This window comes from Streptomyces sp. CC0208 (assembly GCF_003443735.1).
Taxonomy (GTDB): domain Bacteria; phylum Actinomycetota; class Actinomycetes; order Streptomycetales; family Streptomycetaceae; genus Streptomyces; species Streptomyces sviceus.
In genome coordinates this window covers 7,074,297-7,098,236 of record NZ_CP031969.1, presented here as the reverse complement: position 1 = coordinate 7,098,236, position 23,940 = coordinate 7,074,297, and the positions used below count along the sequence as shown (strand labels likewise).

Genomic DNA, 23,940 nt, shown 5'->3' with positions numbered 1-23,940 from the left:
CCGCCTTCCCTAACCTCAGGAGCATGATGAACCTCCGCCGCACCGAACTCCTCGCGGCCGGCGCAGCCACCGTCACCGTCGTCCTCTGGGCCTCGGCCTTCGTCTCCATCCGCAGCGCGGGCGGGGCCTACTCACCCGGCGCGCTCGCCCTCGGCCGCCTCCTGTCCGGTGCCCTCGCCCTCGCCGCGATCTGCCTGATACGCCGGGAAGGACTCCCCCCGCGCTCCGCGTGGCGCGGCATCGCGATCTCCGGCGTCCTCTGGTTCGGCTTCTACATGGTCGTCCTGAACTGGGGCGAACAGCAGGTGGACGCGGGCACCGCGGCGCTGGTCGTGAACATCGGCCCGATCCTGATCGCCCTGCTCGGCGCCCGTCTCCTCAAGGACGCGATGCCGCCCCGCCTGTTGGCGGGAATGGCGGTGTCCTTCGCGGGCGCGGTCACCGTGGGCCTGTCGATGTCGGACAACGGCGGCTCCTCGGTGCTCGGCGTGGTCCTCTGCCTGCTCGCGGCGATCGCCTACGCCGGCGGAGTCGTCGCCCAGAAGCCGGTCCTGGGCTCGGCGACCCCGCTGCAGGCGACGACGTTCGGCTGTCTGGTGGGCGCCGTCGTCTGCCTGCCGTTCGCCGGCCAACTGGTGTCGGAGGTGGCCGACGCCCCCGCCTCGGCGACCCTCAACATGGTCTACCTGGGCGTGTTCCCGACCGCTCTGGCCTTCACCACCTGGGCCTACGCCCTCGCCCGTACGACCGCCAGCCGCATGGGCGCGACCACCTACGCCGTTCCCGCCCTGGTCGTCCTGATGTCGTGGCTGGCCCTCGGCGAGGTCCCGGGGCTGCTCACCCTCGCGGGCGGCGCGCTGTGCCTGGCGGGCGTGGCGGTGTCCCGCTCACGTGCCGGGCAGACGGCCGCGGCCCCGGTGAATGCACCGGAGCCGCGGCCCGAGAAGACCTCAGACTCCACGTGAACGCGCCCTGTCCGCAAGCACCTTGATGCAGAGCAGTGCGATCACCGAGAGCACGATGATGTACCCGGAGACCGCCATCGAGGTCCCGGTGGCCTCCAGCAGCAGCACCATCAGGAAGGGCGCGAGCCCACCGCCGAGCACGGCGGCGATCTGGTAGCCGAGGGAGGCGCCGGTGTACCGCATCTCGGGCGTGAACAGCTCGGCGAACAGGGCGGCTTGAGGGCCGTACATGATGCTCAGGAAGCATCCGGCGACGAAGGTGGCGACCGCCAGCCACAGCAGCGACCCGGTGTCGATCAGCAGGAACATCGGTACGGCCCACAGGGCGATGCCGACCGCGCCGAGGGCGTAGATCCTGATGCGGCCGAGGCGGTCGGAGAGGGCGGCTGCGGCCGGGATCAGCACCAGCTGGGTGAGGCTGATGCAGAGCGAGACGGTGAGAACGGCACTGCGTTTCATGCCGAGTTCGCGGGTGGTGTAGTCGAGGACGCCGGTGATCAGGATGTAGAAGGTCGCGGTGTTCACGGCGAAGGAGCCGCCCGCGAGCAGGACCGTGCCGAGGTGGTGCCGGAGGACCGTGCGCAGCGGGGAGTTCTGCTCGGTCTTCTCCTGCTCGGCCAACTCCCGCTCCGCCTGGCGGAATTCGGGGGTCTCCTCGACCTTGGCGTGGATGTACCAGGCGAGCACGAGGACGAACAGGCCGATGAGGAACGGGATGCGCCAGCCCCAGGCCGCGAAAGCGGTGTCCGTGGTGAACGCCCCGGCCAGCAGGAAGACCGTGTTGGCCGTCACCACGCCGATGGGGACGCCGAGTTGGACGACACTGCCGTAGAGGCCGCGCTTGCCCTCGGGGGCGTACTCGGTGGCCAGCAGCATCGCGCCGCCCCACTGCGCGCCGACCGCGACGCCCTGTACGACGCGGAGGAGGACGAGCAGGATCGGGGCCGCGACGCCGATCGTGTCGTACGTCGGCAGCAGGCCGATGCCGGTGGTGGCGAGGCCCATGAGCGTGAGGGCGAGCACCAGCATGGGCTTGCGGCCGCGCTTGTCGCCGATCTGGCCGGCGACGATGCCGCCGATCGGGCGGGCCAGGAAGCCGACGGCGAAGGTGGCGAAGGCGGCGAGGACGCCGGCGGACGAGCTGCCCGCGGGGAAGTACAGATCGCCGAGGACGAGGGCGGCGGCTATGCCGAAGACGAAGTAGTCGTACCACTCGACGGCGGAGGCGAGGGCGGCCGCGGTGGCGACGCGACGGCGGTGGGGAGACGCCGGCGCGCTGACGGAAGCGGGATGAGCGGTAGGGGCCGTGTCCATGCGGTGCACACTCCGGTGGGTGCGTGGGGACGTTGGCGGCTGAACATACTGACCGGACGGTATGGGGTCAACGGTTGTGCGGGAAGGTTGCCCGGAGCACCTGAGGCGGGACTCCGGGCAACCGTCGGTCAGAACACCACCAGCGCCCTGCCGCCCTTGCCCGCCAGCATGTTGTCGAACGCCGCCGGGATGCCGTCCAGCGCGATCCGTTCCGTCACCAGGGAGCCGAGGTCCAGGCGGCCCGCCCGGACGTGCGCGGCGAGCACGGGCAGGTCCTCGGCGGGGTTGGAGTTGCCGTAGACGCAGCCCGCGAGGGTACGGCCCCAGTGGAAGATCTCCAGGGCGTTGAAGGTGACCTGCTGGTCCTTGCCGCCGATGCCGACGACGGTCGTACGGCCGCCGCGGCGGGTGGAGTCCCAGGCCGTACGGATGGTCGACGCGCGGCCCACGCACTCCACGGCGACGTCGACGCCCTGCTTGCCGGTCAGGCCCCTGATCTCGCGGGCGGTGGTGTCGGAGGCGATCACGTAGTCGGTGGCCCCGGCGGCGCGCGCCAACTCCTCCTTCTCCGGGGAGACGTCGACGGCGACGATCCGCGAGGCGCCCGCGATCCGGGCCGCCTGGAGCGCGGCAAGGCCCACGCCTCCGACGCCGTACACCGCGACCGTCTCGCCCTCCCGGACGCGTGCCGCGTGGTGGACGGCGCCGTAGCCGGTGAGGACCGCGCAGCCCAGCAGGGCGGCGTCGGTGAGCGGGATGCCGTCGGGGAGGGGCAGGAGGCAGGACTCGGAGACGACCGTCTCCTCGGCGAACGCGGCGACGTTCAGGCCGGGGTGGAGGTCGGTGCCGTCCGCGGTGCGGGCGTAGACGTCGGCGGCGCCGTTCAGGGCGTTGGCGCACAGCCAGACCTCGCCGAGTGAGCAGGCGTGGCAACTGCCGCAGGAGGGAGCCCAGTTGAGGACGACTCCAGCGCCTGGCGCCACCCCGGTGACGCCCTCCCCCACGGCGACGACCGTGCCCGCGCCCTCGTGGCCGAGGACGGCCGGGACGGGGACGCGCATGGTGCCGTTGGACAGGGACAGGTCGGAGTGGCAGACCCCGGCGGCGGCGAGACGCACCCGGACCTGGCCGGGGCCGGGCTCCGGGAGGTCGATGTCGATGACCTCCAGGGGAGCGCCCACGGCGGGAAGGACGGCGGCACGAACCACGGGAAGGCTCCTCAGAACTGGAGGGACTTGGTCTGGAGGTACTCGGCGAGACCGTGCGAGCCGAGCTCGCGGCCCACGCCGGACTGCTTGTAACCGCCGAACGGGGCAAGGGGGTTGAAGCGGCCGCCGTTGATGTCGACCTGCCCGGTGTCCATCCGGCGCGCGAAGGCCACCGCCTCCGCCTCCTCGCCGGCCCAGACGGCGCCCGCGAGGCCGTAGACCGTGCCGTTGGCGATGCGCAGGGCGTCCTCCTCGTCCTCGTACCGCAGGACGGACAGGACAGGACCGAAGATCTCCTCCTGCGCGACGGTCATGTCGGGGGTGACGTCGGCGAAGACGGTCGGGGCGACGAAGTAGCCCCGCTCGCGCGGGGATTCGGGGCCTCCGGCGACCAGCCTGGCCCCCTCCGCCAGGCCCTTCTCGATGTAACCCCGCACCCGCGCCTGCTGCTTGGCGCTGACGACGGGTCCGATGCGCTCGCCGTACTTCGCGGCGGCCGCGGCGGCGAGCTCGACGGCCTCGTCGTACTGGGCCGTGTGCACCAGCATCCGGGTCCAGGCGCTGCACGTCTGGCCGGAGTTGGACATCACGTTGGCGACGCCGACGTTGACCGCCTTGGCGAGGTCGGCGCTCGGCAGGATGACGTTGGCGGACTTGCCGCCGAGCTCCAGGGCGACCTTCTTCAGCGCGGCACCGGCACTCGCGCCGATCTGCCGGCCGACCGCGGTGGAACCGGTGAAGGAGACCAGGTCAACATCCGGGTGCTCGACCAGGGCCTGCCCCGCGACCGGGCCGAGGCCGGTGACCAGGTTGAAGACACCGGCCGGTACGCCGGCCTCGTGGATCGCCTCGGCGAAGAGCTGGGCGACCAGCGGGGTGTCCTCGGCGGGCTTGAGGACGACCGTGCAGCCCGCGGCGAGGGCCGGGGCGACCTTGGCGACGATCTGGTGGAGCGGGTAGTTCCAGGGCGTGATCGCGGCGACCACGCCGATCGGCTCCTGGTGGACGGTGGAGTTGCCGACCTTCTCCTCGAAGGGGTGCGTCGCGGCGAGCTCGGCGTAGGAGGCGGCGACCGCGACGGGGACGGCGGCGTGGACGTTCTGCGAGAACTTCAGCGGCGAGCCGAGCTCGGCGGTGACCGTCTCGGCGATCTCGTCCTTGCGGGCGGCGAGGACGTCCCTCAAGGCCGCCAGGCGGGCGGACCGCTCGGCCGGAGCGGTCGCGGCCCAGGCCGGGAGCGCGGCGCGGGCGGCCCGTACGGCGAGGTCGACGTCCTCGGCGGTGCCGGCCGGGACCCGCGCGATGACCTGCTCGTCGGCCGGGTTCACGACCTCGATCACGTCCGGGCCGCTGGCCGGGCGCCACTCGCCCTCGATGTACATGCCGTCGTGCGCCTTCATGGTGCGTCCTCCCGGGCTGGCCGTGCCGTGTTGTCGTCCGGCTCATAAACTAGCGACGATAGTTTTTTCGCGCCAGGGCGGGCCGGCCACACCTCGGCGGGGACCGGACCGGCCACGGCCATCAGAAGTCGACCCGGGCCCGCTCGTCCACCCGCGCCACCGCCTCCTGCCCGAACGTCTTCTCGATCCTCCCGCTCACGTCGCGCCACTGCCCGCGCCCGGACTGCACGGTCAGACCGTCCGGGAACCCGGGCGTGACCTCCTTGGCGACGAAGGCCCTGAACTGCTGGCCGGTGATGGCCGGTCCACCGCCAGGCCGCTCGGTGCCGAAGAACGGCTGGGTCCCGACGTACGGCGCCCCGCGTTCCGGCACCGGGGAGCCGGCCTCGGCGAGGGTGGCGTAGGCGGTGGTGCGGCGGCGAGATGCGCCCCTACCTAGCGGGACCTTCCCGCCAGGCCCGGCTTCCGTGCCCTCGGGTCACTCCACCAGGTCGAAGGCGTGCCGGGGAGGGACGGCCGTGAACCCAACGCCGAGCCGCACCCTCCCCCTCACCCGGACCCTCACTCGTCCAGGTCCGGAAGGTGGTCCGGGGACGGGCAGATGCGTTCTCCGTGCTGGTCGAAGACGAAGAGGTGGGAGATGTCGACGAGGAGGGGGACCTGCATGCCGCGGCGGAGGTCGAAGTCCGGGGTGGTGCGGACGACGAGGTCGCCGGGCAGACGGGGGTCGACCGCGGGGGGTTCGGGGTCCGGCGGGTCCTCCAGCACCACGACGGGACCGGCGCGCAGGGAGACCGCCCGCTCTCTCAGGCGGTCCAGGACCGTGCCGTCGCGGCGGCGGCGCCGGGGCGGGCGCGTGGCCGGGCGCGGGGCCTCCAGGTCGGGGACCAGGGCGGGACTGGAGCCGGTGTCGAAGTGGACGAGGACCTCGTGGCCCTGGAACTCCACGTGCTCCACCAGGCCGGTGATCGGCATCTCGCCGGGGCGGGCGGAGGTCCGTCTGGCGATGCGGATCGCCTCCGAGCGCAGGCCCACGATGACCTCGCGGCCCTGCTGGACGCGGAGCAACTGGTGGTCCAGGGAGAGGGGTTCGGGCAGCCGTAGGTACTGCTTGCCGAGGCTGATGGTCATCGCGCCGTCCAGCGGGGCCCGGACCACCCCGCGCAGCAGGTTGATGCGCGGGGTGCCGATGAAGGCGGCGACGAAGACGTTGCGGGGCAGCGCGTACACCGAGCGCGGGCTGCCGACCTGCTGGAGGACTCCGCCGCGCAGGACGGCCACCCGGTCGCCGAGCGACATGGCCTCGGCCTGGTCGTGGGTGACGTAGACCGTGGTGACGCCCAACTCCCGGGTGAGTCCGGCTATTTCGGCGCGCAGGTGGTTGCGGAGCTTGGCGTCGAGGTTGGACAGCGGCTCGTCCATGAGGAAGGCGGTGGGGTGGCGGGCGATGGCCCGGCCCATCGCCACGCGCTGGCGTTCGCCGCCGGAGAGCTGGGCCGGGTAGCGGTCGAGGAGGTCCTCGATGCCCAGCATGCGGGCGGTGGCGTCCACGCGGGCCCGGGGGTCCTCGCCGGGGGCCTCGATGCGCAGCGGGAAGCCGATGTTCCCCCGGCTGGTCATGTTCGGGTAGAGGGCGAAGTTCTGGAACACCATCGCCATCCGCCGCTCGGCGGGGAGCAGGTCGTTGGCGTACTCGCCGTCGAGCCTGAGCTCGCCCTCGGTGATCTCCTCCAGCCCGGCGATCATCCTGAGCACGGTGGATTTTCCGCAGCCGGAGGGGCCGAGCAGGACGAGGAACTCGCCGGGCACGATGTCCAGCGAGAGCCGGTCCACCACCCGTACGCCCCGGGTGTAGGTCTTGCTCACGTGGTGCAGAGATATGGCGCGTGTCATGAGGGTGCCCCCGAGGGCTGGTTCAGGCGCTGGTGCTCCGCGGTGGAGAGGCCCCGTGCGGGTCGTACGGGGCTGTGAGTCACGGAAGTTAACGGAATGCATGCGGCCGGGGGAAGAGACTGGGCGGGATCGAGCGGTCCCGTCCAGCCTGCGAGATGACGGACGCCCGGATTCAGCACGCCGTCACCCTCGTCGGTACGCCTTCAGCTCACCGTCGCGCTCTTCGGCGGCCGGGGCTCGCGGGTCCGGGTGAGGTGGGCGAAGACGACGACGTTGCTGGTGTAGCCCGTCCGTCGGGTGAAGAGTCCACCGCAGGTGATCACACGCAGTTCCGGGCGCCGGACCGGGCCGTAGACCTCCTTGTCGGGGAAGCCCGCCTTGTCGAAGACCTTCACCCGGTCCACGGTGTAGACGGCGGTACGGCCGTCCGCGCGCCCCGCCTCGATCACCTTGCCCGGCTTCACCTGGGCGAGCGCGGCGAAGACAGCGGGGCCGGTCATGGTGTCGCGATGTCCGACGGCGATCGCCGTGCCGGACTCGCCGGGCGTGGGTCCGCCCCGGTACCAGCCCACGAGCTTCGGCTTGTCGACCGGCGGTGTGGACAGCTCCCGGCCCTTGGTGAGTCCGAGGCCCATGACCGGGGCGTCGATGCCCAGGGACGGGATCCGGAAGGTCGTCGGCCGCGACCGGGGCAGCGGGCGGGGCGGAGGTGTGCGGGTGGGTGTGGGGCGGGCTGCGGGGGCCTGCTCGCCCGCCGCCTCCGCGTCCGGGCCCGCGGCGGCCACGGTGTCCGGACCGTCGGGTCCGTCCGGCGCTGTCGACTTGTCGTCACCCGTACACCGGACCCCCACCGTCACCAGGACGACCGTGAGCAGGGCCGTCCTGGTGAGGCGGTAGGCGCGGGTCCGGTACCAGGGCCTGCGTCGGCGCCTACGCGGCGCCATTGGGCCGACGGCGGTTCAGCCGGAAGTACGCGACACCGCCGACCGCCACCAGACCGACGGCTCCCGCGGCGGTCACCGGCGCGAAGGCGGCCGCGGTGTCGACGAGACCGCCGCCACCCGCGTGCACCCCGCCCTTCGGACCCTCGGGGTCGCTCTTGCTCCACCCCCCGCCGTCGCGCTGGTCCTCGATCTGGTCGCCCGGCCGGCGCTCCGCGTCGCGCTTGCCGTCATGGCAGTTGACGCGGAAGACCTTCTCCTTGGGGGCGCCCGCCACGATCCAGGTGATCTTGTACTGTCCGTCCGCCACGCCCAGCGGGTCGGTGTGGCCCGCGCCCCCGGCGAGCTGGATGGTGCCCGCGACGGTGGCGGCGGTGGGCAGCGGAGGCTGGGGCGTGATGGTGTACGCGATGGTGGTGAGGACGTCGAAGTTGACGGCATCCAGGTAGAACTTGCAGACCCGGGGATCGTCCTTGGAGACGCCGAATGGCACGCCCACGTGGTGGATCCTGATGTCGCCGTTCTCGCCTGCGGCCGATGCGGTCGGCGCCGCCACCCACGAGGCGCCGGCCGCCGCGAGGGCGGTGAGGACGACCGAGGCGCCCGTGCGGACGCGGAAGGTACGTGGGAGTTTCAGGGTGGGCATGCGCGCTCCTCCGATTCAGACGATTTCCATACAAATCGCTCTTTCGGCAGCACTCTCCTTCATGCGCGCGACGGTGAGCCGCATCGACGCCCGGCGCGCCGTCAGATGTCGCTCGTGCGGCGCAATCCCGGGCGCTTCGGCCGCTTTTCCGCGGCCGGTCCGGCCCCTTCGGACCGCCCCGGCGACCGCAGCGCCACCCCGGCCGACAGCAGCAACAGCGCCCCGAGCATCACGAACGGCGCGGCCACCCCCGCCACTCCCGCGACCAGGCCCGCGGTGGCCGGTGCAGCGACCTGGCCGAGGCGGTTGCCGGTCAGCCGCAGGGCGAGGGCGGTGGAGCGGGCGCCGTCGGGGGCGGCCTGGACGACCGTGGTCATGGACAGCGGCTGTCCCACACCGAGGCAGAAGCCGAGCAGCGCGAGCATGACGGCCAGCGCCCACACCGGGACCGACAGCGCGATGCCCGCGCACAGCACGGCCGCCAGCAGACACGTCACGGTCAGGAGCAACGCCCGCCCCAGCAGCCGTAGCAGCGGAGTCAGCACCAGGCGGCAGGCGATCGTGGCCGCCGCGCGCAGGCTCAGCAGCAGTCCGATCACCGAGGGGGCGATGCCCCGGTGTTCGCCGACCACCGGAAGGTAGGCGGTGAGGATGTCCGTCGCGGACAGCACGGACAGGCTCACGAAGATGCCCCCGGGAACGCCCCGGGACCTGAGGATGCGCCCGACAGGGACCCGGTCTCCCTGCCCGGCACGGGACTTGGCCGCCGTGCCCCGGTGTTCGATGCGCCACAGCGACGTGCACGCGACCGCCGCCCCGGCCCCCGAGACGAGTAGTGCGATCGCACTCGTGCCCGCCCTGTCGGAGCCGCCGATCAGCGCGCCCGCCGCGACCGGGCCGACCAGCTGGCCGAGGGAGGCGCCGATGGTGAAGTGGCCGAAGTTGCGGTCCTGTTCGTGCGGGGCGGACTGGCGGGCGACAAGGGACTGCGCGCCGATGACGAAGCAGAGGTGTCCGAGCCCCATCACCCCGCTCCAGACCGCCATGGTCCACAGGGAGCCGGCGAGGCCGCTGAGCGCGCAGCCACCGGAGATCAGGACCACACCGACGGGCAGCAGCGGCGCACAACGCCCGTGATCCGTACGGCGGCCCAGCGGGACCGCCGCGAACAGCGGCAGCAGCGCGTACACACCGGCGATGACACCGATCGCGCGCTCGTCCGCGCCCAGCGCGAGGGCCCGGTAGGAGACGGCGGGCCGGGCCATCGACACCGCCCCCTGCGCGAAGCTGAAGGCGATGACGAGGCGGAGCAGCCAGCCGCGGTTCCCACCGGGCGCCATGTGCGTGTCCTCCGTGGACGCGAAGAAGCCGATCAGATGATTCCGAAGAGGATTCCCGCCCCGAGGATCAACAGGCAGGTGAGCGCGGCCCACTTGACCACGAACTTGGTGTGGTCGCCGAACTCCACCTTGGCCATGCCGACCAGGACGTAGACGGCCGGGACGAGCGGGCTCGACATGTGCAGCGGCTGTCCGACGAGGGAGGCGCGGGCCATCTCCAGCGGGGTCACGCCGTGCGCCGCGCCGGCCTCGGCGAGGACCGGGAGGACACCGAAGTAGAAGCCGTCGTTGGACATGAAGTAGGTGAGCGGGAGGCTCAGCACGCCGGTGACGAGGGCCATGTGCGGGCCCATGCCCTCGGGGATGACGTCCACCATCCAGCGGGCCATGTGGTCGACCATGCCGGTGCCCTGGAGGACGCCGGTGAAGACGGCGGCGGCGAAGACCATGCCGGAGACGTTGAGGACGTTGTCGGCGTGGGCGGCCAGGCGGGCCTTCTGGTCGGGGATGTGCGGGAAGTTCACGGTGAGCGCGAGCGCGGCGCCGATCAGGAACAGCACCGGGATCGGCAGCCACTCCATGATCATGGAGGTGAGCAGGGTGGCCGTGAGCAGCGCGTTGAACCAGTACAGCTTGGGGCGCAGGGTGGGGCGGTTCGGGTCGAGGACCTGGAAGCGCTCCGCGTCGCCGGCCTCGTCGTCCTCGGCGTCGGTGCCCGAGCCGGACCCGCCGGTGGCTGCCGTGGCCTTGCCCGTGCCGGAGGCACCGGAACCCGCACCGACCAGGACGGTTTCGGTCTCCTCGACCTTCTCGTCCACCAGGATCTCGTTCAGCGTGAGCACGCCGAGCCGCTTGCGCTCGCGCATGCCGAGGACGTACGAGAGGACGAAGACGCCCAGCAGGCCGACGGCCAGGGCCGGGATCATCGGGACGAAGATGTCGCTGGCGTCGAGCTTCAGCGCGGTGGCCGCGCGGGCCGTCGGGCCGCCCCAGGGCAGGGTGTTCATCACGCCGTTGGCCATGGCCGCGACACCGGTCATCACGACCAGGCTCATCTTCAGGCGCTTGTACAGCGGGTACATCGCCGAGACGGTGATCATGAAGGTGGTCGAGCCGTCGCCGTCCAGCGAGACGATCGCGGCGAGGATCGCCGTACCGACGACGATCCGCATCGGGTCGGCCTTCGCGAACTTCAGGATCCCGCGCACGACCGGGTCGAAGAGGCCGACGTCGATCATCACACCGAAGTAGACGATCGCGAACATGAGCATCGCCGCGGTGGGGGCGAGGCTGGTGACGCCGTCGATGACGTAGTCACCGAGCTTGGCGCCCTTCCCGACGAAGACGCAGAACAGGGCCGGGATCAGTACGAGCGCCGCGATCGGCGACATCTTCTTCATCATGATCAGGACCAGGAAGGTCGCGATCATGGCGAAGCCGAGGATGGTCAACATGAGTGGATACCTAACGTTCGCCCTTGAACTCCCACCGGAGTCGGCAGTGCGATGACGTTAGGTCCCGTCAAGCAGCGTTAACAAGACGTTGACATGCGAGCAATAAGCGCAAAACTGCTGGTCACAGCTTTGCGCTGCTCACAGCGTCGCTACCGCGGCCAGTTTTACGGGTACGCCGTTGAGGACCGCGTTGCCCGAGAGCGGGTCGAGCAGGCTGCCGTCGAGGAGCTGGTTGACGTTGACGCCGGGGTCCTTGGCGGCATGGCCGAGCCGGGTCCCGGGCCGGTCGTGCCCCCAGCCGTGCGGCAGGCTGACCACGCCGGGGCGCACGCCGTCGGTGACCTCGGCCTCGGTGACCACCTCTCCCCCGGCCCCCTTGATCCGCACCGCGCCGCCGTCCTTCAGGCCGAGCCGTTCGGCGTCCTCGGGGTGGATGTGCAGGGTGCAGCGGTTGGTGCCGCCGGTGAGGGCGGGGACGTTGTGCATCCAGCTGTTGTTGGAGCGCAGATGCCTGCGGCCGACGAGGACGAGCCCGTCCGGCTTGTGGCGCAGGGACTCGCGCAGCCGGGGCAGGTCGTCCGCGATCGGCCGCGGCAGCAGCTCGACCTTGCCGCTCCGGGTCTTCAGCGGCTGCGGCAGCCGGGACTTCAGCGGCCCGAGATCGATCCCGTGCGGGTGTGCGAGCAGCTTGGTGAGGCTCAGCCCGTCCGGGCGTACGCCGAAACCGTCGCCGTAGGGGCCGAGGCGCAGCATCATGTCGAGCCGCCGCTCGGGGCCGGTGTCACCGGCGAGGGCGGCGGTGAGCTCACTCGGCTCGCGGCCGTGCACGGGCGAGTGGGCGTCCTTGACGGCCTTGCCGAGGGTCTGGCCGATGACCAGGTCGTCCACGGCGGACGGGTCGGCGCCGTGCATGCCGGTCGCGGCGAGGATCAGCCGGGCGAGGATCTCCGTCTCCGCCATCCGGCCGGGCTCCAGCGGGACGGCGGGGCGGGTGTAGCGGACCTGGTTGCGCACGGCGAGGGTGTTGAAGGCGAAGTCGTGGTGCGGGCTCTGGGAGGGCGGGGGCGGCGGCAGCACGACGTGGGCGTGGCGCGAGGTCTCGTTCAGGTAGGGGTCCACGCTGACCATGAAGTCGAGCGAGCCGAGGGCCTTGTCGAGCCGGTTGCCGTCGGGGGCGGACAGCACGGGGTTGGCGGCGACGACGACGAGAGCCCGGATCGGCTCGCCCTCCTCGGTCGCGGTGTCGATCTCCTCGGCGAGCGCGGAGAGCGGCAACTCCCCCTTGGCCTCCGGGTGTCGGCTCACCCGGGAGTGCCAGCGCCCGAGGGCGAACCCGTGGCTGGGTCCCGCGGGCCGGGGTGTCCGGTCGGTGGCCGCCTGCGGGAAGAGCGCGCCGCCGGGCCGGTCGAGGTTGCCGGTGAGGATGTTGAGCACGTCGACGAGCCAGCTGGCCAGGGTGCCGTGCGGGACCGTGCAGCTGCCGATGCGGCCGTATACGGCGGCGGTGGGGGCGGCGGCGAGTTCACGGGCGAGGGTGCGGATCTCGGAGGCTTCGACGTCACAGGTGCCGGCGACGGCCTCGGGGGTGAAGTCCCGGACTGCTTCCCGGAGTTCGGCGACCCCTTCGAGGTACGGGGTCAACTCCCCCGTGTCCACGAGCCCTTCCTCGAAGAGCACGTACGCCATCGCCGCGAGCAGCAGCGCATCGGCGCCGGGCCGGACGGCGATGTGCCGGTCGGCGAGCCTGGCGGTGCGGGTGCGGCGGGGGTCGATGACGGTGAGGGTGCCGCCGCGGGCCTTGAGCGCTTTGAGCTTGCCGGGGAAGTCGGGTGCGGTGCACAGACTCCCGTTGGACTCCAGGGGGTTGGCGCCGATGAGGAGCAGGTGGTCGGTGCGGTCGAGGTCGGGCACGGGGATGGCGTTGGCGTCGCCGAAGAGCAGACCGCTGGAGACGTGCTTGGGCATCTGGTCGACCGTGGAGGCGGTGAAGACGCTGCGGGTACCGAGTCCGGCGAGCAGGACCGGCGGGTAGAGGGCGCCGGCCATGGTGTGGACGTTGGGGTTGCCGAGGACGACCCCGACGGAGTTCGCCCCGTGCCCGTCGACGACCGCGCGGATGCCGGCGGCGACCGCGTCGAAGGCCTCCTCCCAGGTCGCCTCGCGCAGCTCACCGTCCCGTCGCACGAGAGGCGTGCGCAGCCGGTCGGGGTCCCCGTCGACGGCCCCGAAGGAGGCCCCCTTCGGGCAGATGAACCCCTTGCTGAACACGTCGTCGCGGTCTCCGCGGGCACCGGTGACCCGGGTCCCCTCGACGGTGAGCGTCAGACCACAGGTGGCCTCGCACAGGGGGCAGATACGAAGAGCGGTGCGGGACACGGGTCCTCCCGGGGCAGCGGTGCCGGTCCGGGTGAGCATACCGACCGGTAGGGATCAAAGGGAGAGGGGAAGGGAATGAGGTCGAGAACGCGTCGGGTGGTCAGTCGAAGAGGATCGAACCATTGCGGGTGCCTACGATCAGCTCCCCGGCGGGGCCCGCGGCCAGAGCGGTGCACGGAGAGGGCAGTGTGAGGGAGCGCAGGACGGTGCCGTCATGGACCCTGGCAACGGCCAGCTCGTCCTGGGCCGCGACGGCGTAGGTCTCCTGGTCGGGAAGGAGGACGGTGTGGCGGGCCTTGTAGGACGGGAGTACCACGTCGTGCTCGTGCCGGGGAGCGGGCACCGGGAGGGCGGGGCGCCGCAGCCACGGCCACCGGCGGTCGACCGGCCTCAGGCGGGGCGGACGTTCGCCGGACGGTGTGAAACAGGCGCGCAGCACCTCCCAGGCGTAGACCCTCGTACACTCGCCGCCGACCAACAGGAGCGCATCGGCAAGGGCGAACGCGCCGACGAGGTCATCCTCGGGCAGTTGGGCCCAGTGTCCGGTCCGCACGTCCAGCACGCGCACCACCTTGTCGAGGACGGGCACCAGGACAAGGAGGGTGTCGGCGCAACGCACTGCCCGGAGGGGCCCGATCGGGAGCTCTTCGTTCATGGGGCGGCAGGGTCGGCCGGGCAGAGGGCCGAGGGCCACGTCGTGGACGGCGACGTACGTGTCCTCGGAGCGGACGTGCCAACCCATGGTGGAACGGCCGTCGTACGGCGTGACCGACAGCAGGGACTGCGCGCCGCGCCCGTCGGGCTGCACCGACAGCACGGCTCGCTCGTCTTGGTGCGGCACCGGGGTGACCAGCGGCTGCCCCGCGGCCCGGCCCCGGCCGGATGTGCCGAAGTCCCAGTACTCCAGGACCCCGTACTCACTGCGTGCGAACAGCAGCGGCCTCGAGTGCCTACCGGGCGATTTCCAGGCGACACCGGCCAGCTCTCGCACACCGCTGTCACACACTGGCCGCAACCGGCGCACCAGTTCACCTCGTGCCCCGTCCCGCACCTGGAGCGAGCCGTCCGCGCTGCCCGAGGCGATCAGGGTCCTCCCGTCCGCGGTGAACGCGGTCACCGCGGACACGGGTCTGACCGCGTCAACGGCCTCGGCCACCTCAAGGCCTGTCTCTCGCAGGGCCACCCGCCATACCTGGCCGCGCTCGTCCCCCGCCAGCACGCCACCGTCGGCAGTGGCCCAGAACGACACGAAGGGCACGGGCGTAGGCTGCTCCCAGCCCTCGCCGTACGACACCAGGCGGTGATCGCCTCCGGAGCCGATCAGTCGGCCGCTCGCGTAGACCAGGGCGCAGACCTGACGCCGGTGCGCGGCGCGGGCGGGCCCGTGCGGTCGGCAGGTCGGCAGCGACCACTCACGTACCGTCCCGTCGAGCCCTCCGACAGCGACCCGGCCGGAGCCGTCCGGGGCCAGTGCGAGGGCCGTGATCCACACTTCGGTCTCCGGCACCGGGCCGAGCGCGTACATCCGCCCGGCGTCCATGTCCCAGCAGGCGAGCCGACCCGAGCCGGTACCGGCGACGACCACATCACGGCCGCGCACCCGACCGGTGACCAGCCGCGTGACCACGTCGGGCACGGTGAACTCGTGCTCGGCGACCGGGAGTCCGTCCCGCAGCAGCAGGACCCGCACCCGGCCGCCGTACTCGGCACTCGCCACGACGTCCCGACCGTCGGCGGTGCGCCCTGTCGTCGCGCAGCCCACCAACGGAACCCGCCAGATGCCCGGATCCAGGATCCTGCGGCGCCACAGCTCACGCGGGCGGTCCACGGTCCAGCAGCGGATCTCGTGGTCCTGGCCGACGCTCACCAGCGCCGGAGCCCCGTCGGGGCCCCGGACCATGCCGAGGGCGAGGACCCGAGCCTCGTGGGCGGTGAGCTGACCGGAGTCGGCCGCGTGCGGAGTGGGCCAGAGCCTGAGGACCCCGTCCGAGCCGCCGACACACACCGTGTCGCCCACCATGCACAGGGCAGACGCCTCATGACTCAGCACCTGCCCGCCGATCCGCTCGCCGGTGACGAGGTCGTACAGCTGCATACCCCGGATGCCGCCGTTCACCGACAGGCAGGACACAGTCCCCAGAGTGAATATCGACACCTCGACATGGCCGCGGTCCCCGCGCAGCGGCAGCCCGAGCGGCCGAGCGCTGTCGAGGTCGATGCGGTGCACTTGCCCGTCCGCCGTGGCGACCACCACGACCCACTGCCGTCCCACCTTGCGCACCGCGAGCGAGACAACGCGCGAGTTCCCGGAGTACAGGCAGCGGACGGGTTCACCTGAGACCAGGGAGGAGACGCGTACCGCGCCGTCCGCACCGGCGGTGACCAGCAGGCGTCCCTGAGAGTGACCGGTCACCAGGTCGATGTGGGTGAGGGGGCCGGCGTGACCTGTGGTGACTCTACGGGCAATGTCGAGCACCGCCTCGCTCTGGTCCGTTGCGCACGGGACGACCTCACCGTCTTCGTAGCCGAACAGCAACGTGCCGTCGGCCAGGCCGAGCGGGGCCGCGCACGCGGTGATCCGCCGCCGGTCCTCCGTCACCTTGGGACCGAGGGCCGCCATGACAGTTGCGGCCAGCTGATCGCTCCGGTCACTCCAGTCCTCTATGTCACGTTCGGACAGCGTCCGGCGCATACGCCGCGTGAGCGCGCCGTAGACGGGGTGGTCGGAGAGGGTGTACACGATCACATGGCCGTCGTCGAAGCGCAGAACGGCTCGCCTCGCGTTCGAACGGCTCGTGACAAGCACCAGCTGGGCGGGCGGAGCCGGCTCGCGGAAGCCAGGTTCGTCGTCGAGGATCTCGTGGGGCGGCAGGAGCCAGGTCGTGCCGGGGCTCCAGGGGTTCCACAGGTGCAGGATCCGCGCGCGACGCCACGCCAGTACCTGGTTCCGGAACGCGAAGCTAAGGCCGTAGGAGACAACCGCCGCGTGCCCGGGCAGGTGGGGCGGGGCAACGAATGTCCCGAAGTACATGCCGCCGGCGAAGGACGCGGTCCGCCGCGCCTCGCCGTCCTTCAGGTTCCACCAGCGCAGCCCCTCCAAGTACGCGTTGTCCAGGTACCAGGCACCTTCCTCGTCGGGCACCACCACGCCGATCCCGACGGTCATCCCCGCGTACCGCCGTGCCCCTTCGTGCGGATTCCACGTGGCCCAGCGGGCCCGCCACGGCAGCGCCTCCCCCGCGTCACACGACAGGGCCAACGCCTCCGCCCTCCGGCACACCGCCGCGAGCCTGAGCCGTGCCCTTGCCTCCGGCTCGTACTCGTCGGCGTCCCGGTGACGCAGCATCTCCTCCACGTCGCGCACCGCCTGCCCAGCCCTTCGCCCCTCCCTGGTGCGCAGTTGGCGCAAGGCGGCGAGGAGCTGCGTGGGCTCCGAGTCCAGGACGAAACGCGCACGCTGTACGAGCGGGTCCAGGACGCCGCCCGCACCGGCGTGCAGGGCCAAGTAGCGGCGGACGTAGGGGTGCTCGACGTCGCGCAGGACGTCGGTGATGGCGCGTTGGACTGCCTCGGCGTCCCGGCCCTCCCTCAGGTACTCGATGAGCGCCCGGTGATAGACCCGGTAGACCGAGCCCCCGCTCTCCACGCTCTCCACCACATAGGAACCGGCCGCCTGCCGCAGCCACACTATGTGGTCGTCGGAGTATTCCCGGCCGGTGAGCGCGGTCGCCAGCCGCGGCCAGATCCCTGCCCACGGCAGGCCGGCGCCCTGCGAGTAGGCAAGCGGGAGGAGGAGGTCGCGCGCCTGGCCCGCCTGGTGTCCCAGGCGCTGCACCAGGTCGCGTTCCATGGCCTCACCGGGCAGCCGGGGCAGTTTGTCGCGCCAGCGCTGGTCGTACGGGTCGTCCGGAGGTGCCTCACGGGTCAGGGTACGGGCGGTGATGCGGGCCACCAGGAACGAGCGGCCGGCCGCCTCGGCCACCGCTTCTCCGATCGCGTCGATCAGCCTGTCCGGGACGGTGGCCAGGGTCGAGCCGGGAGCGCGCAGCAACTTGCGGGCATAGGCGCGGACCGCGTCGGGGTCACCGTACCGCTCCGAGTCGAGGTCGATACGTGGGGCGGTCGTCGGCAGGCGGGCCGCAATGTGGGGGCGAGCGCCGACCAGCAGCCGCAGTGGGAGACGGCGTTCGGGGTCGGTGAGCGGGGTGAGGAGCTCGTCGACGGTCTCGTGCGGGGTAAGGGCCTCGTCGAGGGAGTCGATGAGGATGACCAGGGGGCCGGTTCTGGTCTGGAGCTGGGCGGTGAGTGCGCCCAGCGACTCAGCGGCACAGCCAGCTGCCGCGGACAGGGCCTCCAGCAGCTGACGGGTGGAGAGGTGGCTGGCGTTGATGCGGACATCCACGTCACCGAGGCGCGGCAGCAGGGCAGGCAACCCGGTGCGCGGCACGGACGGACCGCGCTCGGGGTCGGTGAGGACGGCGACCAGCCCCAGCAGCGACGACTTCCCAGAGCCGGGATCGCCCGTCACAACGCATAGCTGCTCCGCGGCCCTTCGCGGGTCGAGCCAGGTGGTGAGGTCGCCGAGGGCCGTGTGCCGTCCCGTGAAGTCCCAGACGTCCTCGCTGGGGATGTCGGTGCCGCGGGCACGGGGCAAAAAGAAGCCGCGCATGTCCTGTTCGCGCGCTTCGCGCTCACGGGCACCCAGCGCGACGATGCGGTCGATCTCCTCCAGTCGGAGCCCGTCCGCGTCCGGGACGTGTCGAGGGTTGGGCAGGAAGGCCGGGATGTCGCCGGTGGCGTGAGTCAGGGACCAGACGGGGCGCTGTGCGGACGGCACCTCCGGGTCGGAGCGGATGGCTGCCATCACGTGTTCGAGGCTGATGTGGGCGGGTGCATGCCCGGCGGTGGCGTGACGGCGCACGGCCCGGTCGAAGGCCGCCGACAGCGCGCCCGCGTAGGTCTCCTCCTTGCGGCGGGAGGAGGAGACCAGGACGAGCCCGGTACTGCCGTGCTCGGTTACCGGCTCCCGGAACCGGCGGGCTTCCAGGGCCGCGCGCAACGCCCGGTCCGTACCCTCCTCTGCGTAGCAGGCGTCGATGAGCACGAGGAGCCGCTCCACTGCGGTGTCCTCCCACAGGTGGACGACCAGGTCCTCGGTGGGCAGCGCGGTGCCTGGCAGATCGCGCGCCTCGCTGTCGTGCAGGAGGAGGTAGTGCCGTCCGCTGGACTCACTCGTCAGTCCGTGTGTGGCTATGTAGAGAACCACGTGGTCGTCGGCACGACGCTCGGACGACATCGCGAACTCGCGGAGTGCCATGGTGAGTTGTTGCTTCGTCGGATTTAGACCGAGGTCGGGGCCGGTACGGTAGCCGAGCTCGCCGAGGAACAGCTCCTTCATCCGGTGTACGTCGTCTGCCAGTTCGGCGCGCTCGGCCTCCGGGTGTGCGACGACGTCGGTCACGGCAGTGGCGATCAGGAAGCGGCGTGCGGCGGCGGAACCCGGGACGGACCCGGGCGCCGGTGACTCAGTCGGAACCGAATCCATCGAGGACCGCCCGGCCGGCCTGCGGTGTGTTGAGGTAGCGGGTCACGTCGTGCGCCCTTGCGCCGTTATGGACGAGATGACAGTCGACGCGCGGGCCGAATAGCGGCCGCAGGTCCTTCACGAGGGCGACGACGTCGCCCTCGTCGGCGATGTTCGTCCACCGCTCGACACGCCCTGGCCAGGAGCCCGGCTTCCCGTCGTGGCCGACGCGCAGTCGGTCGTAGACGAGGTTGCGGATGCCCAGAGGCGAACCGAGCGTGAGCAGCGCGCGCACCGGCCAGTCCGGGTTCGCGCACAGCGCCTCGTAGGCCACGACGCTGCCGAGGGAGTGCCCGACGACCACTCGGGTGCGCTCGGTGACCGCGGCGGCTACGCGCTGCCGTATGGCCGCGGCCACGTCCCGGTCACAGAGGTAGGTACGCACTTGCTTCAGATCGAGGACGAGGGCGCGCATGGCCACGCCGGCGAAGAAGCGGGAGCGGCTGAGGACGTTCAGGGCCCGCTGCGCCTGCCGGGGCGTGCGGACCAGGGTGCGGGCGTCGGGCGGAACGACGCCCTCGTCCGTGCGGGCGGCCTCCGCCCAGAACGCGAGGAGGAGATCGGTCTCGAAGCCCTCTGCGACGTCGAAGGCGTCGAGGGGCGGATCCTGAAGAGCCAGGGCGCGTCCCGGCGGGCGGAACAGGTCGCCGTAGAAGACACAGCTCACGTCCTCCTCAGAGATGGCCAGGTCGCGGTCCGCGCGGGTCAGTCCGTCAGTGAGCGCCGGATACCAGGAGCCGAGCAACTCCCGCTCCCCCGTGTACTGTTGGCCGATGCCGTGGATGCAGACCACCCGAGCCATCGCGTCCCCCCATGCCTGCTCCGTGGTCGGATCACCTTAGCAACGGACGGCCCGCGAAAGTCGCCCGTCAGTCCAACACACGCGCCAGATACGCCCGCAACATCTCCCGGGCCTCCTGGATGATCCGCTCGTCCCCCTCGGGCGCCATTCGGAAGGCCAGGTGGACCAGGGTGTCGGCGGTCTCCACGGCGATGAGGAAGGTGCGGCGCAGGTCGTCGTCCGGTTCGCGGGAGAGGTAGCCGGAGAGGAGGTCGGCGAGGCGGTCGGCCACGCGGTGGTTGGGCTCGGCGTGACGGGCGCCGACGGGGATCTGGTTGCCGAAGTCCACGAGGGAGAAGCCGGGGGCGGTGCGCTTCATGGCGAGGTACTCGTCGAGGACGACATCCATCGCCGTACGCCAGCCCCCTTCCTCGCCCGACTCCTTGAGACGCTCGGTGACGCCGACCGTGAAACGCTCCAGGTTGCGCTGGGCGAGGGCGTCGGCCATCTGCCGCTTGTTGCCGAAGAAGCGGTAGACCGAGCCGATGGGCACACCGGCGCGCAGGGCGACGGCGCGGGTGCTCAGGTCGTCGTAGCCGACCTCGTCGAGCAGGTCGGCGCAGGCGTCGAGGATTCTGGTCAGCCGTTCGGCGCTGCGCCGCTGCACGGGGGCGCGGCGAAGCGAGGTCGCTTGGGGCACGGGGTTCATGATGCCTTTCCGCCGCCGTCCGGTGAACCCTGCCACCTGGTACGGGCCGGGAGGCCTGCGGCACTCATCGGCTACCGCCGGCGCTTGCCGCCGGCCGCGCCTGCGAGGCCGAGCTGTCGGTCCGCAGGAGGGAGACGCCCTCGCCGGTGCTCACCACGGGCCGGGATTCCGGGGCTGTGCCGCCACCACCGGTGCCGGCCTGTGCGGTCGCGTCACTGCCGCCGGCACTCGTCAGGAGCCGCGCTCTCGAACTGGGGCCGCCCTGCGTGGCCGGGACGCCGCCCCCTGCACGCGTACCGGCCCCCGCGAGCGCGACGCCACCGCCGACGGCGGCCACCGGCTGCGATCCCGGGACGTCGCCGCCCCCGCTCGCACTCTGAGCGAGCCGGGCCCCCGAAGCACCCCCGCTCGCGCCCCTGCCCATGACGAACCGCGCCCCCGAACCCCCGCCCACGCTCCCCCTGGCCCCCGACTCCGCAGCGCCGCTCCCCGTCGGCTGGGGTTCCGAGGCCGTCACGTCCGCCGTGCTTTCGACCGGGGCGCCGTCGACGGCCCAGACGGTGCCGTCGTCGGCGTAGAGGCGGGCGGTGACCTTGTGGGTGCCCTGGGGGACGTACGCGGCCGTGAGGTGGCAGGACGGGGCGCGCAGGGTGGTGACGGGGCGGTCGTCCACGAAGAGGACGGCGACACCGCGGCCGGAGACCGCCTTCGCCTTCGTCGTGGCGGGCGAGAAGGTGAAGTTCTCGACGGTCAGCCGCACGGACCAGCCGTCGGCGGTGTCCGGCTGCACCACTATGCCGACGTCGGGGGCGTGGTCCTTGTCCACCTCGCGGTAGTGCCGACCCTCGTGATCGGTGTCGTCGAGGACCTTGCCCACCGGTGACACCGACTGCCCGTCCTTGTTCTTCTGTGCCCCATCGGCGCCACAGCTCACGGATCCGGTCACCAGCAGGACACAGACCGCGAGCAGGGCAAGGAGTCCCCGCGTCCACGACATGCCGGGGAGCGTAGAACACGGGTCCGACAACGCGAATCCCCCTGGGGTCTGGTTCTCGTCCTCCTCCCTGAGGAGGTCACGAGGGGGACTTCGGTTCCACGGAACATGCTCTTGCGCCGAGGACACCGCAATCCTACGGTGTTCCATAGGAATCAGACCGCAAGGGAGCGATCATGAACGGGGACGCAGCGCTCGCGCGCGGCGACGCACGCAAGACCGCCGAGGGCCTGGCCCACCTCTCCGGATTCGGCAACGAACACGCCTCGGAGGCCGTCCCGGGCGCCCTCCCCGTGGGCCGCAACGCCCCGCAGCGCGCCCCCCTCGGCCTGTACGCGGAACAGCTCAGCGGTACGGCGTTCACCGAGCCCCGCGCCCACAACCGCCGCTCCTGGCTGTACCGGATCCGCCCCTCCGCCGCGCACCCGGCGTTCACGCACACCCACAACGGCCACCTCCGTACGGCCCCGTTCACCGAGTGGGTCCCGGACCCGAACCGACTGCGCTGGAACCCCCTGCCGGAGCCCGTCGAGGGCACCGACTTCCTCGCCGGCCTGTGGACCCTCGGCGGCAACGGCGACGTCACCCAGCGCACCGGCATGGCCGTGCACCTCTACCACGCCACCGCCTCCATGGACCGCGTCTTCAGCGACGCCGACGGCGAGCTGCTGATCGTCCCGGAGCGCGGCGGACTGCTGCTGCGCACCGAGTTCGGGCTGCTGCATGTAGAGCCGGGACATGTGGCGCTGATCCCTCGTGGGGTGCGCTTCCGTGTGGAGCTCCTGGATACTGCGTCCGATGGCGGGCAGAGCCCGACGGCCCGAGGCTATGTGTGCGAGAACTACGGTGCCCCCTTCCAGCTCCCCGACCTCGGCCCGATCGGCGCCAACGGTCTCGCCAACGCCCGTGACTTCCTGGCCCCCGTCGCCGCCTACGAGGACGTCGAGGGGCCGGTGGAGGTGGTCAACAAGTTCTGCGGCAACCTCTGGACGGCGACCTACGACCACTCCCCGCTCGACGTGGTCGCCTGGCACGGCAACCATGTGCCGTACGTCTACGACCTGCGCCGCTTCAACGTCATCGGCTCCATCTCGTACGACCACCCCGACCCGTCGATCTTCACCGTCCTGACGTCGCCCTCGGACACCCCGGGCCTGGCCGGAGTGGACTTCGTGGTCTTCGCGCCGCGCTGGCTGGTCGGCGAGGACACCTTCCGGCCGCCGTACTTCCACCGGAACGTGATGAGCGAGTACATGGGCCTGATCGAGGGCGCCTACGACGCCAAGGCGGAGGGCTTCGTGCCCGGCGGCGGCTCGCTGCACAACATGATGTCGGCACACGGGCCCGACCGGGAGACGTTCGACCGGGCGAGCGCGGCCGAGCTCAAGCCACAGAAGGTGGACGACGGGCTGGCGTTCATGTTCGAGACGCGCTGGCCGGTGACGCTCACCGCGCAGGCGGCCCGGGCGGACCACCTCCAGCCGCACTACGACGACGTGTGGCGGGGCCTGGAACGTCACTTCCGCCCGTTGCACTGACGGATCCGCGGAAGGTACGGATAGCCCGTGACCTCCTTCGCCCCGGACTCGATCGTCCTGAACCGCAAGCTGCCGCTCTGGTACCAGGTGTCGCAGTCCCTGCGCGCCTCGATACTCGGCCGCTCCCTCCAGGACCCGCTCCGCCTGCCCACCGAGGAACAACTGGCGGGCCACTACGGCGTGAGCGTGCTGACCATGCGGCAGGCGCTGAAGGAGCTGGAGGACGAGGGGCTCATCACCCGTCACCGCCGCCGGGGCACCTTCATCGAGCCCGACGCGCGAAGGGGTGCCCCGGTCCGGCTGCTCGGTTCCGTGGACGCCATCGTGGCCCAGCAGTCCGGCATGACGACCGAACTGCTGGAGCACGGCAAGTCGCCCGTGCCGCCCGAACTCGCCGAGTACTTCCCGGACCTGGACGAGGTGGCGTCGTACCACCGGCTGCGCAGCGACGAGACGACGGGCGAGCCGACCAACCACGCCCGCAACTACGTCCGCCCCGAAGTGGCCGCCCGTATCGACCCGTCGGACTTGGCGCGCCGGCCGATGACGAAGGTGCTGCGGGACGTCGTCGGGGTGGACATCGGCCGCATCACGGACACGGTTCAGGCGCGGCTCGCGGACCCGGAGACCGCCCGGCTGCTCCAAGTCCCGCTGCTCAGCCCGATCCTGCACTACACGGGGGTCACCTACGACACGGGCGGCCGGGTACTCGACGCGGCGGTGATCCACTACCGGGGCGACCGGTTCTCCTTCTCGGTGACTCTGGACGCCACGTGAACCCACTGTCCGTCACTGGT

General features: G+C 71.7%; 16 protein-coding genes and 1 pseudogene. 3 read left to right on the top strand and 14 right to left on the bottom strand.

Going from position 1 to position 23,940, the window contains the following annotated elements; genetic code table 11:
• Positions 1 to 26 precede the first annotated feature (26 nt).
• Positions 27 to 965, top strand: coding sequence for a DMT family transporter (locus tag D1369_RS32590; protein WP_037899420.1), 939 nt, complete (start codon positions 27 to 29; stop codon positions 963 to 965).
• On the opposite strand, the gene D1369_RS32585 is transcribed toward D1369_RS32590, so the two are convergent.
• The 14 genes and pseudogenes from D1369_RS32585 to D1369_RS32520 form a co-directional block, all read right to left on the bottom strand.
• Positions 951 to 2,279, bottom strand: a complete 1,329-nt coding sequence (locus D1369_RS32585) for an MFS transporter (RefSeq protein WP_007380941.1) — start codon at positions 2,277 to 2,279, stop codon at positions 951 to 953. The two genes, D1369_RS32590 and D1369_RS32585, sit on opposite strands and share 15 nt — an antisense overlap.
• Positions 2,280 to 2,407: 128 nt before the next feature.
• A complete protein-coding gene (locus D1369_RS32580) occupies positions 2,408 to 3,487 on the bottom strand; it encodes a Zn-dependent alcohol dehydrogenase (RefSeq protein ID WP_118082761.1) in 1,080 nt (359 codons plus the stop codon).
• 11 nt (positions 3,488 to 3,498) lie between these two features.
• Entirely contained in the window at positions 3,499 to 4,887 is a 1,389-nt protein-coding gene (locus D1369_RS32575; protein WP_007380942.1) for an aldehyde dehydrogenase family protein, read from the bottom strand.
• Positions 4,888 to 5,008: 121 nt separating this feature from the next.
• Positions 5,009 to 5,296, bottom strand: a pseudogene (locus tag D1369_RS32570) (DUF3574 domain-containing protein); the annotation flags it as partial.
• A 152-nt stretch (positions 5,297 to 5,448) separates the two neighbouring features.
• Entirely contained in the window at positions 5,449 to 6,780 is a 1,332-nt protein-coding gene (locus D1369_RS32565; protein ID WP_118082760.1) for an ABC transporter ATP-binding protein, read from the bottom strand.
• Between the two features lie 203 nt (positions 6,781 to 6,983).
• Positions 6,984 to 7,724, bottom strand: a complete 741-nt coding sequence (locus D1369_RS32560) for a class F sortase (protein WP_007380946.1) — start codon at positions 7,722 to 7,724, stop codon at positions 6,984 to 6,986.
• A complete protein-coding gene (locus D1369_RS32555) occupies positions 7,711 to 8,367 on the bottom strand; it encodes a hypothetical protein (protein WP_007380947.1) in 657 nt (218 codons plus the stop codon). The genes D1369_RS32560 and D1369_RS32555 overlap by 14 nt, the downstream gene beginning before the upstream one ends.
• A gap of 101 nt (positions 8,368 to 8,468) precedes the next feature.
• The gene (locus D1369_RS32550; RefSeq protein ID WP_007380948.1) at positions 8,469 to 9,707 is read right to left on the bottom strand and encodes an MFS transporter; all 1,239 of its coding nucleotides are present in this window, start codon (positions 9,705 to 9,707) and stop codon (positions 8,469 to 8,471) included.
• 32 nt (positions 9,708 to 9,739) lie between these two features.
• Positions 9,740 to 11,161 (bottom strand): citrate:proton symporter, encoded by a 1,422-nt coding sequence (locus tag D1369_RS32545; RefSeq protein ID WP_007380949.1) that lies wholly within the window; start codon positions 11,159 to 11,161, stop codon positions 9,740 to 9,742.
• 138 nt (positions 11,162 to 11,299) lie between these two features.
• Complete coding sequence (locus D1369_RS32540) at positions 11,300 to 13,537, bottom strand: molybdopterin oxidoreductase family protein (protein WP_007380950.1); 2,238 nt, start codon at positions 13,535 to 13,537, stop codon at positions 11,300 to 11,302.
• A 100-nt stretch (positions 13,538 to 13,637) separates the two neighbouring features.
• Entirely contained in the window at positions 13,638 to 18,998 is a 5,361-nt protein-coding gene (locus D1369_RS32535) for a caspase family protein (protein ID WP_240436111.1), read from the bottom strand.
• Between the two features lie 64 nt (positions 18,999 to 19,062).
• Positions 19,063 to 19,923 carry an alpha/beta hydrolase gene (locus D1369_RS32530; RefSeq protein ID WP_007380952.1) on the bottom strand — a complete coding sequence of 287 codons (861 nt, stop codon included), beginning with the start codon at positions 19,921 to 19,923 and terminating at the stop codon, positions 19,063 to 19,065.
• Positions 19,924 to 19,990: 67 nt separating this feature from the next.
• Positions 19,991 to 20,611 (bottom strand): TetR/AcrR family transcriptional regulator, encoded by a 621-nt coding sequence (locus tag D1369_RS32525; protein ID WP_037899426.1) that lies wholly within the window; start codon positions 20,609 to 20,611, stop codon positions 19,991 to 19,993.
• Between the two features lie 64 nt (positions 20,612 to 20,675).
• Positions 20,676 to 21,608: a hypothetical protein gene (locus tag D1369_RS32520; RefSeq protein ID WP_037899429.1), complete on the bottom strand. Its 933-nt coding sequence runs from the start codon at positions 21,606 to 21,608 to the stop codon at positions 20,676 to 20,678.
• 173 nt (positions 21,609 to 21,781) lie between these two features.
• Between D1369_RS32520 and hmgA the strand changes: the two genes are divergently transcribed.
• Complete coding sequence (gene hmgA / locus D1369_RS32515; protein ID WP_007380955.1) at positions 21,782 to 23,143, top strand: homogentisate 1,2-dioxygenase; 1,362 nt, start codon at positions 21,782 to 21,784, stop codon at positions 23,141 to 23,143.
• 27 nt (positions 23,144 to 23,170) lie between these two features.
• The gene (locus tag D1369_RS32510; RefSeq protein WP_007380956.1) at positions 23,171 to 23,920 is read left to right on the top strand and encodes a GntR family transcriptional regulator; all 750 of its coding nucleotides are present in this window, start codon (positions 23,171 to 23,173) and stop codon (positions 23,918 to 23,920) included.
• Positions 23,921 to 23,940 lie beyond the last annotated feature (20 nt).

Bases quoted from the DNA above. Each gene is read 5' to 3' on its own strand.
- D1369_RS32590 (WP_037899420.1), top strand. From the start codon at position 27: ATGAACCTCCGCCGCACCGAACTCCTCGCGGCCGGCGCAGCCACCGTC.
- D1369_RS32585 (WP_007380941.1), bottom strand. From the start codon at position 2,279: ATGGACACGGCCCCTACCGCTCATCCCGCTTCCGTCAGCGCGCCGGCG.
- D1369_RS32575 (WP_007380942.1), bottom strand. From the start codon at position 4,887: ATGAAGGCGCACGACGGCATGTACATCGAGGGCGAGTGGCGCCCGGCC.
- D1369_RS32565 (WP_118082760.1), bottom strand. From the start codon at position 6,780: ATGACACGCGCCATATCTCTGCACCACGTGAGCAAGACCTACACCCGG.
- D1369_RS32560 (WP_007380946.1), bottom strand. From the start codon at position 7,724: ATGGCGCCGCGTAGGCGCCGACGCAGGCCCTGGTACCGGACCCGCGCC.
- D1369_RS32555 (WP_007380947.1), bottom strand. From the start codon at position 8,367: ATGCCCACCCTGAAACTCCCACGTACCTTCCGCGTCCGCACGGGCGCC.
- D1369_RS32550 (WP_007380948.1), bottom strand. From the start codon at position 9,707: ATGGCGCCCGGTGGGAACCGCGGCTGGCTGCTCCGCCTCGTCATCGCC.
- D1369_RS32545 (WP_007380949.1), bottom strand. From the start codon at position 11,161: ATGTTGACCATCCTCGGCTTCGCCATGATCGCGACCTTCCTGGTCCTG.
- D1369_RS32530 (WP_007380952.1), bottom strand. From the start codon at position 19,923: ATGGCTCGGGTGGTCTGCATCCACGGCATCGGCCAACAGTACACGGGG.
- D1369_RS32525 (WP_037899426.1), bottom strand. From the start codon at position 20,611: ATGAACCCCGTGCCCCAAGCGACCTCGCTTCGCCGCGCCCCCGTGCAG.
- D1369_RS32520 (WP_037899429.1), bottom strand. From the start codon at position 21,608: ATGTCGTGGACGCGGGGACTCCTTGCCCTGCTCGCGGTCTGTGTCCTG.
- hmgA (WP_007380955.1), top strand. From the start codon at position 21,782: ATGAACGGGGACGCAGCGCTCGCGCGCGGCGACGCACGCAAGACCGCC.